General features: G+C 47.9%; 15 protein-coding genes and 1 pseudogene. 15 read left to right on the plus strand and 1 reads right to left on the minus strand.

Annotated features, from left to right (window positions below):
• Window positions 1-330 precede the first annotated feature (330 nt).
• On the minus strand, window positions 331-1533 hold the full coding sequence (locus HS1genome_RS01365; protein WP_126449180.1) for a redox-regulated ATPase YchF: 1203 nt from the start codon (window positions 1531-1533) through the stop codon (window positions 331-333).
• A gap of 55 nt (window positions 1534-1588) precedes the next feature.
• Between HS1genome_RS01365 and HS1genome_RS01370 the strand changes: the two genes are divergently transcribed.
• From HS1genome_RS01370 to HS1genome_RS01440, 15 genes and pseudogenes are all read left to right on the plus strand, one after another.
• Complete coding sequence (locus HS1genome_RS01370; protein WP_126449181.1) at window positions 1589-2236, plus strand: 50S ribosomal protein L15e; 648 nt, start codon at window positions 1589-1591, stop codon at window positions 2234-2236.
• Window position 2237: 1 nt separating this feature from the next.
• Window positions 2238-2666 carry an RNA-binding domain-containing protein gene (locus tag HS1genome_RS01375; protein ID WP_126449182.1) on the plus strand — a complete coding sequence of 143 codons (429 nt, stop codon included), beginning with the start codon at window positions 2238-2240 and terminating at the stop codon, window positions 2664-2666.
• Window positions 2653-3201 carry a hypothetical protein gene (locus tag HS1genome_RS01380; RefSeq protein ID WP_126449183.1) on the plus strand — a complete coding sequence of 183 codons (549 nt, stop codon included), beginning with the start codon at window positions 2653-2655 and terminating at the stop codon, window positions 3199-3201. The genes HS1genome_RS01375 and HS1genome_RS01380 overlap by 14 nt, the downstream gene beginning before the upstream one ends.
• 37 nt (window positions 3202-3238) lie before the next feature.
• Window positions 3239-3604, plus strand: a complete 366-nt coding sequence (locus HS1genome_RS01385) for an Rpp14/Pop5 family protein (RefSeq protein WP_229768125.1) — start codon at window positions 3239-3241, stop codon at window positions 3602-3604.
• A gap of 107 nt (window positions 3605-3711) precedes the next feature.
• Entirely contained in the window at window positions 3712-5496 is a 1785-nt protein-coding gene (locus HS1genome_RS01390; RefSeq protein WP_126449184.1) for a hypothetical protein, read from the plus strand.
• Window positions 5497-6295: 799 nt separating this feature from the next.
• A complete protein-coding gene (gene psmA / locus HS1genome_RS01395; protein ID WP_126449185.1) occupies window positions 6296-7024 on the plus strand; it encodes an archaeal proteasome endopeptidase complex subunit alpha in 729 nt (242 codons plus the stop codon).
• A gap of 10 nt (window positions 7025-7034) precedes the next feature.
• Entirely contained in the window at window positions 7035-7733 is a 699-nt protein-coding gene (locus tag HS1genome_RS01400) for a ribosome assembly factor SBDS (protein ID WP_126449186.1), read from the plus strand.
• Window positions 7734-7755: 22 nt separating this feature from the next.
• A pseudogene (rrp4, locus tag HS1genome_RS01405) lies at window positions 7756-8460 on the plus strand (exosome complex RNA-binding protein Rrp4); the annotation flags it as partial.
• Window positions 8429-9160, plus strand: coding sequence for an exosome complex exonuclease Rrp41 (rrp41, locus tag HS1genome_RS01410; protein ID WP_373286763.1), 732 nt, complete (start codon window positions 8429-8431; stop codon window positions 9158-9160). The pseudogene rrp4 and the gene rrp41, both read left to right, overlap by 32 nt.
• A gap of 1 nt (window position 9161) precedes the next feature.
• Window positions 9162-10010 (plus strand): exosome complex protein Rrp42, encoded by an 849-nt coding sequence (gene rrp42 / locus HS1genome_RS01415; protein ID WP_126449189.1) that lies wholly within the window; start codon window positions 9162-9164, stop codon window positions 10008-10010.
• Window positions 10007-10219 (plus strand): 50S ribosomal protein L37ae, encoded by a 213-nt coding sequence (locus HS1genome_RS01420; RefSeq protein ID WP_126449190.1) that lies wholly within the window; start codon window positions 10007-10009, stop codon window positions 10217-10219. The genes rrp42 and HS1genome_RS01420 overlap by 4 nt, the downstream gene beginning before the upstream one ends.
• Before the next feature lie 232 nt (window positions 10220-10451).
• Window positions 10452-10697, plus strand: a complete 246-nt coding sequence (locus tag HS1genome_RS01425; RefSeq protein ID WP_126449191.1) for a hypothetical protein — start codon at window positions 10452-10454, stop codon at window positions 10695-10697.
• Complete coding sequence (locus tag HS1genome_RS01430) at window positions 10673-10936, plus strand: hypothetical protein (protein ID WP_229768127.1); 264 nt, start codon at window positions 10673-10675, stop codon at window positions 10934-10936. Before HS1genome_RS01425 ends, HS1genome_RS01430 begins: the two co-directional genes overlap by 25 nt.
• Window positions 10914-11291, plus strand: coding sequence for a prefoldin subunit beta (locus tag HS1genome_RS01435; RefSeq protein ID WP_126449192.1), 378 nt, complete (start codon window positions 10914-10916; stop codon window positions 11289-11291). Before HS1genome_RS01430 ends, HS1genome_RS01435 begins: the two co-directional genes overlap by 23 nt.
• Window positions 11292-11314: 23 nt before the next feature.
• Window positions 11315-12013, plus strand: coding sequence for an ERCC4 domain-containing protein (locus HS1genome_RS01440; RefSeq protein WP_158613661.1), 699 nt, complete (start codon window positions 11315-11317; stop codon window positions 12011-12013).
• Window positions 12014-12311: the final 298 nt, after the last annotated feature.

A 12311-nucleotide genomic window follows, 5' to 3' on the forward strand; every position in this document is an offset into this window, starting at 1 on the left:
AGGAACTATACTAATGGTGTTCGCCGATTAAGCGATAACCCAGACACCTCCGTGGAAGGGAGGTTCTTAAGGTTACGCCTATGCCCCAGCGGACGGCCCTACGTAGACGATGATCGATCCCACATTGTGGCTGGATGCCTACAAATGCCTGTGGGACTTTCACCTTCCACCGTTGGGCGAGGTGTCTGACGAAGTAAGAAGCCCTGTTAGGGCGAGGTAGTTTATGCGATAGACAAATAAGTGTGGGATAAGTCGTCCCATCGATGAGACGCTTTCTGCCTTAGGTTAAACTAGAAGGTTCAGACCAAATATAGTGGAACTCAAGTATCCCTAAGGTCTAGCCGTGGTCGAGACTATCTTTATAACGTCACCGTTTTTCAGCTTATAATCCTCTCCGATTTTCACTTTCCTCTTTGCATCTACGGCATAGAGGAAGCCCTTGGCTAGTTCCGTGTGTACTTCGTTTGCTAAATCCTTAGGTCCACTTCCCTCAGGGAGAAGGAATGCATCTGGCAGTACTCTGCCGTTTTTATCGGTGAACTTTCTCTCGTCCTCAACTGGATACACTACAATCATATTCAACGCTCCAAAAACTGCCTCATTGATCGCCTGTTGAACTCCGGTGTTGCCATATATCTCGAGCACCCTTTCCTCTATGTATTGTAGAGCCTCTCTTTGTCTCTGAGAGAGGTTACCTACAACTGTGAACGATGAATCCCCTGGGAGGTACTTCACTAAACCAGCTTTAGCAGCCTTCCTGAGGGCAAGCTCTGACTGAGCAGAAACTGGAACAACGTGTTTGTACTTTGCCTTGAGCCTCTCGATCATTACCTTACTCTCAGGGATATCTGCCTTGTTCGCAGCTATAATCATTGGTATGGAAATCTCCCTGAGCTTGGTGGAGAAATTCTTCAAATCTTCCTCAGACCATTGGGTGAACTTGAGCTGCTCTAATTTGGTCTCCCGCAAGGCCCTTAATACGTCCGAACGGGATACGGATATCCCGGACAGTTTTCCTAGTAAAGACTCCACCTCCTCTCTTCCACTCGAATCGGCAGTCCTGGAGAACTTCTGCCAATCTTTAGATACTATTGAAAGAAACCATTGGTCTATTTCTTCTCTAATGAACTCCACTTCTCTCAGAGGGTCGGAAGAACCTGGCGAGACCGATATTCCCTCCTCGTTAGTGGAACCGCTGGCGTCTATTATGTGAATCAATACATCTGCCCTCCTTAACTCGTCGAGGAATTTATTCCCCAGTCCCCTCCCTTCATGGGCCCCTGGTATTAGTCCAGGCACATCGATTAGTTTAACTGGGATCATTCTCTCCCCTTCTATGCAAGCTGAGTTAGAAGGAGAGCACTTGACTCCCAACTCGTTGTGCACACATCTTGTCCTCACCGCTCCAACTCCCACGTTAGGCTCTAAGGTTACGAAGGGCCTGTTCTCCATCTGTACTTCCAACAGGGTCGCTGCAGAGAAGAATGTGCTCTTCCCCACATTGGTTTTACCTACTATACCGACCTCTATCATCTAACCAGAGATGAACCCCTACATTTATTAATAAGACCCATGGTAGAGAGTTACCGTGGTATCAAGCGCTTACTCTTTCATGGAGTCCATGAGGAAGACGGAGGAGTACTCCAAGCTAATTAAGGCAAGGCTAGTGCAGTGGCGCCAAGACGAAACCGTGAAAAGGATCGAAAAACCCACAAGACTAGGGAGGGCCAGAGCCTTAGGGTATAAGGCGAAGCAGGGTTACGTAGTAGTTCGAGTGAAGGTATCTAAGGGAGGACTAAATAAGGAAAGGCCAAACAAGGGGAGGAGACCTAAGAGGATGGGAGTTTACGGCTTCTCGCCAGCCAAGAGCCATAGATGGATCGCCGAGGAAAGGGCAGCCCGAAAGTTCCCAAACCTCGAGGTTCTGGGGAGTTATTACGTTGCCGAGGATGGGCAACATAAGTATTACGAGGTTGTTATGGTTGATCCCTCACATCCAGCCATCATTAACACAGAAGAGCTGAAGTGGTTGACTAATAGCGTCAACAGGAGGAGGGTGTTCAGGGGTCTGACCTCACCGGGAAAGAAGTCTCGAGGACTCAGGAAGTCTCGAGGTCTCAAAGGAACTGTGATCCATAAGATGAAGAGGAAGCAGAAGGAGAGGGAGCAGAGAGCGAGACACGAAGCCTCCAAGTACTATAGGTTGGACACCTATACAAGAGTGCCTGGAAAGTGAAATGAAGGTAAACTCAGTAACGTTAAGCGTTTTCGTCCATGAAACCGAGGACGAGGGAAAGATAGATTCTTCCCTCCGTTCCTTCTTTTCCCCCTATTTGGGGGACCTCACACCGACGACAAGTAAAGTGGAGGGACACTTTGGGGACTCCTTAGTCATTTACAAATATTATTGGAAGGGTAAAGGAGCAAAGGAAGTTTTCCATTACCTGATAACCTCCCTACCCGATCTAGATAGAGCCGCCCTGAGGAAGTCCCTTAACGCCCACATCCAGGGTTCGAAACTACACTTCCGTCTCGACAAACAGATCATGGTTCTTCATCGCAGAGTTAGGCTCTCACAAGGAGATGACGTGATTAAGGTGGTGGTCTCCTTCTCAGCATTCAACTCCAAGGAGCTCGAGGAGGTGCTATCTGGTGGAAGTAGTTGAAACATGCGTTAAGAGTCCAGAGGCGATCCCCTACCTTAGGGCAGCTGGATACAACAGGTTCTTAACTGAGGGTTTAGGGAAACCAGCTAGAAACACCTTCGAGCTTTATGAGCCTAAGGAAATTCGGCGAACGTTAATGGGTAAGAAGGGCCTTAAGTTCGTGAAACCATTAAGTGCGGAGGCCTTTAGAGCGGCCTTAATGGACCACCTGGTATTTGCCCTCACAATAGATGAGTCCAACGTTAGGCTAGTGAGAAGGGAGGTACTTAGTTTAGCGAGGATTCACAATAAACCCATAGAGCTACTATTGAACCATTCCTCAAGTAGGACGATCTCAACCGCGATCAAGTGGGGGAGGAGATGGGTGCACACCATATTTTTTTCCTCATGCGCTTCGAAAATGAGCGAGGTGTGGCCTCCACTTGTGAAGGTTAACTTCCTAGTGGTCCATGGGGCCACAGAGGCGGAGGCGTTAAGTTGGGTGTTCCATTCTCCACTGAAGGTGTTGGGCTCTGTCACTTCAGTTAGCGGTTGATGTCGGTCTGACACTCTGGCTCTCAGTTCTTACCTTCGTGATCCTGAGGAGTCGGCGCCCTAGCCGTACAACCTATACCCTCAAACTCTCTAACAAAAAAAGGTATATAGTCTTCCAACTTATAACGCAGGGCAAGTTCACGCAAAGAGATCTAGAGGAAGCTCTCAGGGAAGCAGTGAAGGACTTTATGGGAAGCGTATGGCTCAGCTTGGCCAACCCCCGGCTTATCTTTTTCGATCCAGAGCGCATGGAAGGGGTGATATCCACTAATCGTGAGGGCTACAAAGTTGTCATCGCTAGTACGTCTAGACTTAAACACGTCAAAGATCAAGAGCTTCTGCTGATTCCGCTTAGGACAACAGGAAGCTTAAAAAAGGCTAAGAAGCTTATCGGGAGCAGATGATGATGCCGTCCCAGACTGTAGCTATGATGACCTCTGCGACGAGCTGAGTTGACATTCTAGGCTAGACATCTAGAAAACTTAATTTGTTTTAGATCGAGTTTCTTAGCGTGGATACGAGAATATTCAAGGACGCTTCAGATGACGTCAATAGAGTTGTCCTATGTGTCATAAATTATCTGTTGGCTTCCTACGTCCTCTCCGGTGTGGGATTATCTTCGACCTACGTACAAATCTCGTCGGTGGTATTGGCAACCTTATCGTTCATCGCGTACTTTGTTATTACTCCGTCTCTCATTTTGGTCTACTTGGCCCAGTCTGTCCTCTTAGGGAGGATCTTTCCACAAGATCTTCGAGGCTTTGAGGAACTAGTCGCTTTTCTAATTCTCCTTTTTCTAGTACCTGTTCTCGACATAATAAGAGCTGATAAGGGCAAATCTAGCGTAACCGCTGCCACACTGATAGCGTCTGTTATATCACCTCTCCTAGTATTTACCTTACCTCTAGGACCATCCTTCAAGAAGGACTTGAAGTATCAAGTTCTATCAATCCTCCCTCTCCTCTATTTGGGGTTCTCACTCCAAGGGGAGCTCCTGAAGTACATTGCTTTCCTCATCTTTGTCGCAGTGGCAGCTTACCTCTTCTCAATCCAACGAGAATTGAGCTTAATTGGAGCTCTACCCGCAGGATTAGCGGTTTGGTTCCTGACTTCCTCTCCCCTCTATGCGGCACTAGCCGTAACCCTATCGCTAGGCGTGAATGCAGCAAAGACCTTCCAGCTGAGGACGAGTGAGAAGAGGAAGGAAATCGAAGGACTCGGTCAATATCGGAACGGTTTATTAAATAGAGTTACCTTATTTAGGAATTTAGTGGGAAAAGTCGGCCAAGTCTCTAACCTCCCAGAACTCAGAGAGTACATAAACCAACTTGACGAGCTCTCCAAGAACGTTTCGAGATGTCAGGACATGGAATGTCTGAGATTTAATGAAAGCGAACTAGACGCAATAAATAGGACAGCTAAAACTAGGTTAAATGATTATATTTTTAGGCAAATCACCCAAATTAACGAATTCTCTCGAGAACTTAAGAAGATGGGAGTGGTCGTCGACGAAATGGAGTACCCTGGAGAACTTGAGTTAGGTCAAGATATGGTAGTAGTAATAAATCAGGTGAGAGAGAGAGAAGAGAAACTTTACGATCTAGCAGGGAGGTTTTACAGGAGGCTAGTGGGAGTAGTGAGAGAATCGTTGGGGTGGAGCCAAGACCAGTTCGGAGAACTAGGAGACGAACTTAGCTCAATACAAAAGATCATCGATGCAGCGGTACCGGAGCTTAACCAATGTGAAGAAATGGCAGCTGGCCTTGTAAGAGAGGAGGCGATCTTCCCTAGGGAAGAGGCCGAAAAACTCACTGCCATGCATCTCGAGTATAGAACTATTAAGAGTCCTCTGGACAGAATCTTAAAAGCCCATCAGATAAGTAGGGAAGTGTATGAAGGGATCGAGAAATTCCTCCAAGAAGTAAAGGCCAAATACATAGAGTTCACGGGCCTAGAGGACGATTTGTTCAAGGGAAAGGGGGACGTGGACCTAATTTTAGCCAGCGTAGGGAAGGAGCAGGGGGTCTGTCCTAAGCTGAGGCAGCTCTCAGTGACTTGGAGACTAAGCCTAGATAAGTTGATTGAAGACCTTTCTACTATGCATAAGTTAAGGGATGTAAGTGAACTTGTAGATTCTATGAGAGAAGAGCTCGTCTCTAGATTGAAGGAAGATGGTTGTGTAAACATTGTAGATATGGGTTTAGAGGAAGAATATTCGTCCTACTTAGTTGCTATGTTGAGAGCTAAGGGTATCCAAGTAAAGCCAGAAGGATCTCAAATCTGTCTCAAGGGCTAAAGTGATCTCAAAGCGAAAGACCATACCCGAAGGGTCGAGCTCTCGGCTTCCCTACCCATACTTACGACGGAGTTCCATGATTAAGTGCAGGTCGCACTTAGGAGACCTCCGCAGGTCAGGGAGGAGGCATACGCGGACCATCGCTTAGGCGCGTCTGGGCGCTTCCTGGCGAGCGTCCAGGGGAACTATCCATATAAACGGAGTCTCCCATCCTTTGGAACTCAACCAAGATAAAGTTTATTGTGAGGGCGGAAGGCCCTATCTCCATGGATAAGATACGGATAGACTCTCATTTAATAATTTAAATAACAGTCCTCACGGTAATATTGCAATTACCCTCAATGACGAGGTAAGCGTCGCCGAGACGCCTCGAGGCGAGGGTGAGTGAGATACGCCTCGGCCAAGGCCCCTTCGTTTGCACCAACTGATTCCGTGTCGGGAATGTAGTAGCCCTAGGTGCTTGCAGAACCTTGCCCTCTGCTCATGGCTAGAGTCGTGGGTAAGGTAGGGCTGCAAGGAGGAAGCTCGTCGGTGAGAGAAGGATAATTCATATGCTATATGGGGGACCTTAACTTCTAGTGCCCCTAGGGTAGAGAAATATACCTCCAATTTCGCAGCCAAGGAGAGTTGTCGCTATATAAACTATTTGGCAGAAACTACGTGAATTGTGCTCCCACCACACTTAACTTCAACGGAGCTCTTGAGTAGCTAATTCATAAGGATCATACGAGAGGGAAAACACTATCTACTTAATGAAACGTTAAATACGTAGCCTGTCAGTGGTGAGAGGGAAAGCATAATGGCATTTGGTCCTGCAGCAATGGGATACGACAGGGCTATCACGATTTTTTCACCCGACGGTTCGTTGTACCAAGTAGATTACGCCTTTGAGGCAGTTAAGAAAGGCTGGACTACGATTGGAGTAAAATCTAAGGAGGCGGTCGCAATAATAGTGGAGAAAAGGAAGGTCACCCCTTTGCTCGATGTAAATAACATAGAGAAAGTTTTCCTCATAGATGAGCACGTGGGTTGTAGCTTTGCTGGATTAGCGTCTGATGGAAGAATCTTAGTAGATTACGCTAGGAATGTCGCTCTTCAGCACAGATTAGTATACGACGAACCGGTTAACATAGACTACTTGACCAAGACCATATCGGATCTGAAACAGGCGTACACACAGCATGGCGGAGTGAGACCCTTCGGTGTCGCTATGATAATAGCTGGCATAGATAAGGGGCAGCCCAAACTACTGATGACGGAGCCTAGCGGGCAGTTCATGCCTTATTTCGCCGTCGGAATAGGCTCAGGTAGCTATCCAGCTACTGAGTACTTGGAGAAGAACTACAAGGAAGATATGACGGTAGAAGAGACTGTGCTCACCGGCTTGAGGGCACTCAACTACACCTTCAAGGGGGGCGAGAAACTTTCCTCATCGCTTGTGGACATTGGAGTAGGCTCAAGGCAGACGGGTTCTTTCAGAAAGCTCTCGCAGGAAGAAAAAGAGACATTCATAAAGAAGCTTGGGTGAATATCTGTTAATGCCAAAGGAGAACTATGTTGTGGTCAAATACGAGAGTCACGGAGAGAGGTTCGAGGTGTTGGCCAAGCCTAAGGAAGTGTCAGATCTGAAAGAGGGGAAGAGCATCTCTTTGTCCGACGTGGTGGTATCAGACATCATTTACAAGGACGCTCGAAAGGGGTTGAAAGCCTCGCCCGCTTCTATGAAGAAGGTCTTTGGAACAACAGACTTTGAGACAGTAGCTAGGGAGATCCTCATCAAGGGTGAGATTCCCTTGACTGCTGATCAGAGGAAGGAGATCTTAGAGTCCAAAAGAAAGCAACTAGTGACGTTCATCTCTAGAAACTGCATTGATCCAAAGACAAAGTTACCTATTCCTCCCACGAGGATAGAGAGTGCCATGGAGGCCGCAAAGGTGCATGTAGATCCCAATAAGGACGTTGAGTCCCAGGCCATTCAGATAGTCAGGGAACTCGCGAAAGTGATGCCAATAAAGTTGGCCAAAGCACTTGTTGAACTGAGAGTCCCTTCAGCTTACGCGGCCAAAGTGAAATCTCAACTGCCCTCAATGGGAGAAGTGAAGAAAACTAACTGGCTGGCTGACGGGAGTCTCACCGCGGAGATGGAGATACCCGCCGGAGCTCAGGGAGAGCTGATAGACAAGATCAATTCATTAACTAAGGGAGAGGCGGAGGTCAGAATTGCAGAGGTGAGATGAAACGGCGGAAAAAGATAGGGTCAGGACGTTAGTTCTCCCAGGAGAACCCGTTGGCGAGGCCTCAGATTTTCAGCAATGGAGTCCATACATAATAAGGAATGGCACGAAACTTTACTCTACTGTGATCGGATTGTTGGAGCAGAGAGAGAACCAATTGGTGGTATTACCACTGGAGGGGGTTTACTACCCGAGGGTTGGAGATCTTGTAATTGGACTGGTGGAAGATGTCGAGCTTTATGGATGGAATGTTGACATAGTATCTCCATATATTGCTTACTTGCAGGGATCATCAGTATTGGGTAGGCCCGTTAACTCTGGGGAGGACCTAAGAAGGTATCTTAACGTTGGAGATTACGTGATGGCCAAGGTCGAGTCCTTCGATAGATCGTCTAATCCCATATTAACAGTAAAGGGTAAGGGCCTAGGTAGAATATCCAAGGGTACTGTAGTGGACGTCTCTCCTGTGAGGACTCCTAGGCTCATAGGAAGGAATAGGAGCATGGTTGAGACACTCTCCAGCGAAACTGGATGCGAAGTTGTTGTGGGACAGAACGGCAGAGTTTGGATGAATTGTTCCTCCAAGGAGACGGAAGATTTGTTGGTAGAAATGATATATCTAATAGAGAGAGAGCCCTACACAAAGGGTCTTACCGAGAAAGTTAAAAGTCTGATAAGAGATAGGTTGGGTGTTAACGTTGCAGGTCCAGAAGCCAAGGCTAATCCTTGAAGATGGGAAGAGGACGGATGGTCGTAGACCTGACGAGATGCGGCCTGTGAAGATGGAGGTGGGAGTACTAAAGAACGCCAACGGATCGGCAATAGTCGAAATGGGTAGGACTAAGGTGTTGACTGCCGTCTACGGTCCCAGAGAAATGCATCCGAGGCATTTGGCTCTCCCTGATAGGGCAGTCCTCAGAGTGCGATACCACATGACACCTTTCTCCACAGATGAAAGGAAGAACCCAGCCCTCAGCAGGAGGGAAATAGAGATATCTAAGGTAATACGCGAGGCCCTGGAGGCATCTATCTTAGTAGAGACCTTCCCTAGGACCACTATAGACGTGTTCTCTGAAGTCCTACAAGCCGATGCTGGGACGAGATTAGTGGCTTTGATGTCAGCCTCACTGGCCGTGGCAGATGCAGGAATCCCGATGAGGGACCTAATAGCCGGTGTCGCTGTAGGAAAGGCTGATGGTACCTTGGTCTTAGATCTGAACGAGGAGGAAGATATGTGGGGAGAGGCCGATATGCCCATCGCGATGATGCCGTCCCTCTCTCAGGTGGCATTACTTCAGCTCAACGGAAGCCTTTCGGGGGGCGAGTTTAGGGCGGCCCTCCAAATGGCGAGCAAAGGAATCGATGAACTATATAGGATGGAAAAAGAAGCCCTAATGTCAAAGTACTCGGCTTACAAGGAGGTGAATTGATATGTCTCTCACACCGAGCAATTACAATATCATTCCTCTAATAAAAAGAGAGAGTATCGTAAGTATACTTGAAAAGGGAAACAGGACTGACGGTAGAAAGTTCACGGACTACAGGAGTCTCTCCATAACTCAGGGTTATGCGAAGAAAGCCGAAGGGTCTGCTATGGTTAGGTTAGGAGACACAGCAGTCTTGGCTGGAGTAAAGGTGAAGGAGGACGTTCCATTTCCCGATACTCCAGATCAAGGGAACTTCATAGTGAACGTAGAGCTTCTCCCCTTGGCCTACGAGACTTTTGAGCCTGGACCTCCGGATGAGAATGCGGTGGAGCTCTCCAGAGTAGTTGACAGAGGCCTCAGGGACTCCAAGGCCGTAGACCTCAAGGGATTATGTCTCGTACCTGGCAAGAAGGTGTGGACAGTGTGGATAGATATAGACGTTCTTGACTATGGAGGTAATGTCTTAGACGCCTCCATGCTAGCCGCTGTAGCAGCCCTCTACGATGCCAGGTTGCCTAAGGTAGAGGTTAATGGAGACGAAGTCAAGGTGGTGAAAGATGAAAAAGGAAATAGGGTCCCTATGAACTACCCAGTTGTTTCAGTTAGCGTGGCTAAACTGGACAGATTCCTCCTAGTGGACCCAGATCTCGAGGAGGAGAGTATGGCCGAGGCAAGGTTATCTATCTCCTACTTGGAAGATGGGAAAATAGTTGGAATGCAGAAGTTCGGTAACGGAACCCTGAGCGTGCAGGAGCTAGATACGGTGGAGGGATTAGCTAGAACGTCCTCTCAAAGACTCTTCGAAGAACTTAAAAAGGTCATAGCGAGTCCTGAGGGAGGTGTTTCTCAATGACTAAGCAGACGGGAATAGCGGGGAGGTTCGGGCCGAGATACGGTTCGTCTCTAAGGAAAAAGTGGAAGGAGATAATGGAGAGAAGGTATGACGAACATGTTTGTCCCTTCTGTCGAACTACGGGGTCAGTGAGGAGAGTTGCGTCGGGAATTTGGTACTGCCGGAAGTGCGAAACCAAGTGGGCTGGGTACGCCTATACCCCCTCCTAACTTATTGATAACTACCTCCCGAGATGCAGGTCCTCGGGTGAGGTCGGTAGCTAGGCAGTTGTCCGGATTTTTCCCCGCTTCTGTTTACATTAATCGGGGTCGCGCCTCTATAGACTCCGTGGCGAGGGAGTTAGGTGGAAGTGGTGCACCCTATGTGTTGGTTTTTCATAGCGAAGGTGGGAATCCTTCTAAGCTCTTTCTCATTAATTTAGTCAACAGATATCAGGAGTGCTTGAGGCTGAAGTCAGTCAGCGTCCCTACAGACGCGAGGCAGAGGTCTCCCAACGTAAGGAAGGTGTGTTTAGGAGACTTAGAGTGTTCAGCCTTGAGGACCTTCCTTTCTTTCGTAGCTTATCCCCTAGGACCCAACTGTGATGTGGTAGTTTCTACCTCGCTCTCAGGCGAGGAGTGTACGTTGGTGTTTACTAGTCCGCGGTCTAGGAGGGAGCTCCTTTGGATGAGGTTCAGAACGTGTTGAAGATAAAGATAAGAGTTTCTCCTTCCTCTCTAACTAGCTTGGCGCTAAACTCTATTCTACTTGAGGAGGTTGATCGAGGCCTAGTGACTGTGGATCCAGAAAAAGGAGAAGTTTCGATAAAGGCTCCTCGATTGAGCAGGGGAAGAGCCATAATGAACTCTTATATATATTGGCTCTACACCATTCTAACCACGTTTGAGGAGTTAGGTGAAGAAGATGGCAGAGAGAGTACCGCCTGAGTTACAGGCGCAGGTAGTTAAACTCCAACAGTTACAGAACCAGTTAGGTAATCTGATAGCTGAGAAGAACGTAGTTGAGAGCGAGCTAAGGGAGATCAACCGAATCCTAGAGAGTTTATCTACACTGCCTGCCGATTCTTCCATATATAAAATAGTAGGGAACCTACTAGTCAAGTTCGATAAGGCAAGTGTAGAGAAGGAGCTTACCGAAAGGAAGGAGTTCCTAGAAATAAGGTCTAAGGCCTACCAGAGACAAGAAAGCGAACTGAGGAAACAGTATGAGAGCGTGCAAAAGAAGGTGAACGAGTTAGTGAGTAAGTACTATAAACCGCCAGCCGGAGCGGAGAAGGTTTAATCTAGGACTTTTTGAGTTATTTCGTGGTACGCATTTACGTTGACGTCAGAGAGAAGGCCAGCGGAGTGCCAGATAGGCTTGGCCTACTTGGTGTTACTGTCATAGTTCGGCAACTGACAGTTGCAGACTACGTCTTGGCTGAGGGGGTTGGACTTGAAAGGAAGTCGGTGAGAGATCTAGCGTCATCAGTGTTTGATGGAAGGTTGTTCGATCAAGCGGAGAGACTAAGCGAGTCCTACCGGAAAGCATTTCTCCTAATAGAGGGAGACTTAGGCCTGCTAGAGAGGTACGTTTCCAATTTCAAGGCGATAGACCTGGCAGTGGCCTCGGTCGTGGCAGACTACGATCTTAGACTAGTCTATTCTAGAGATCAGGAAGAAAGCGCGCAAATTTTGAAGAAATTGGCAGAGAAGCTGCAGGAGGGTCGCGCAAGTAACATAAGCCTTCACTCTAAACCTAAACTCTCCACTTTAAGGGAGAAGCAACTTTACCTCCTTCAGTCACTACCCAATGTGGGCCCCAAGTTATCTCAACGTATCTTAGATCGATTTCCCACTTTGGCGGAATTCTTCGAGGCTCCTCTACCCAAACTTGAGGAAGTTTTAGGGAGGGCTAAGGCCGAGGAAGTATTCAAGCTACTGCATAGCTCAAGTAAAGGTAAAAGAGATTCCAATAATTCTCTCTTGGACTACCTAGAAAGTAGTAAGGACGAAGGTGGGTAGAACGATCTAACATAGCTAGCTGAAATTGAACTTACGAACGAGGGAGATGTGGGGAGCCTCGCCCCCAGGGACGAACCACATTTAAAATTGATCTCAGGAATTTGTTAGTGCCGCTTTCTCCTCCTCGGCTCGACCGAGAGCTCACTAAACTGGGAGAGGAGCAACCAACATCTCCTCCCTCCCTTTCGTGGGATCCGTAGTTACTCCACGAGGATTCCTCCTTTCGTGAGGGGAGTTCCTGCCTCCCCCAGAATCGACGATGGGAACTACGAGCCTTTGGAGGGGAACCCTCCAAGGC

This window comes from Sulfodiicoccus acidiphilus, assembly GCF_003967175.1.
GTDB lineage: Archaea > Thermoproteota > Thermoprotei_A > Sulfolobales > Sulfolobaceae > Sulfodiicoccus > Sulfodiicoccus acidiphilus.

What these genes read in the sequence shown, in the direction of transcription:
- HS1genome_RS01365 (WP_126449180.1), bottom strand. Translation starts at nt 1,533, where the DNA reads ATGATAGAGGTCGGTATAGTAGGTAAAACCAATGTGGGGAAGAGCACA.
- HS1genome_RS01375 (WP_126449182.1), top strand. Translation starts at nt 2,238, where the DNA reads ATGAAGGTAAACTCAGTAACGTTAAGCGTTTTCGTCCATGAAACCGAG.
- psmA (WP_126449185.1), top strand. Translation starts at nt 6,296, where the DNA reads ATGGCATTTGGTCCTGCAGCAATGGGATACGACAGGGCTATCACGATT.
- HS1genome_RS01400 (WP_126449186.1), top strand. Translation starts at nt 7,035, where the DNA reads ATGCCAAAGGAGAACTATGTTGTGGTCAAATACGAGAGTCACGGAGAG.
- rrp42 (WP_126449189.1), top strand. Translation starts at nt 9,162, where the DNA reads ATGTCTCTCACACCGAGCAATTACAATATCATTCCTCTAATAAAAAGA.
- HS1genome_RS01420 (WP_126449190.1), top strand. Translation starts at nt 10,007, where the DNA reads ATGACTAAGCAGACGGGAATAGCGGGGAGGTTCGGGCCGAGATACGGT.
- HS1genome_RS01435 (WP_126449192.1), top strand. Translation starts at nt 10,914, where the DNA reads ATGGCAGAGAGAGTACCGCCTGAGTTACAGGCGCAGGTAGTTAAACTC.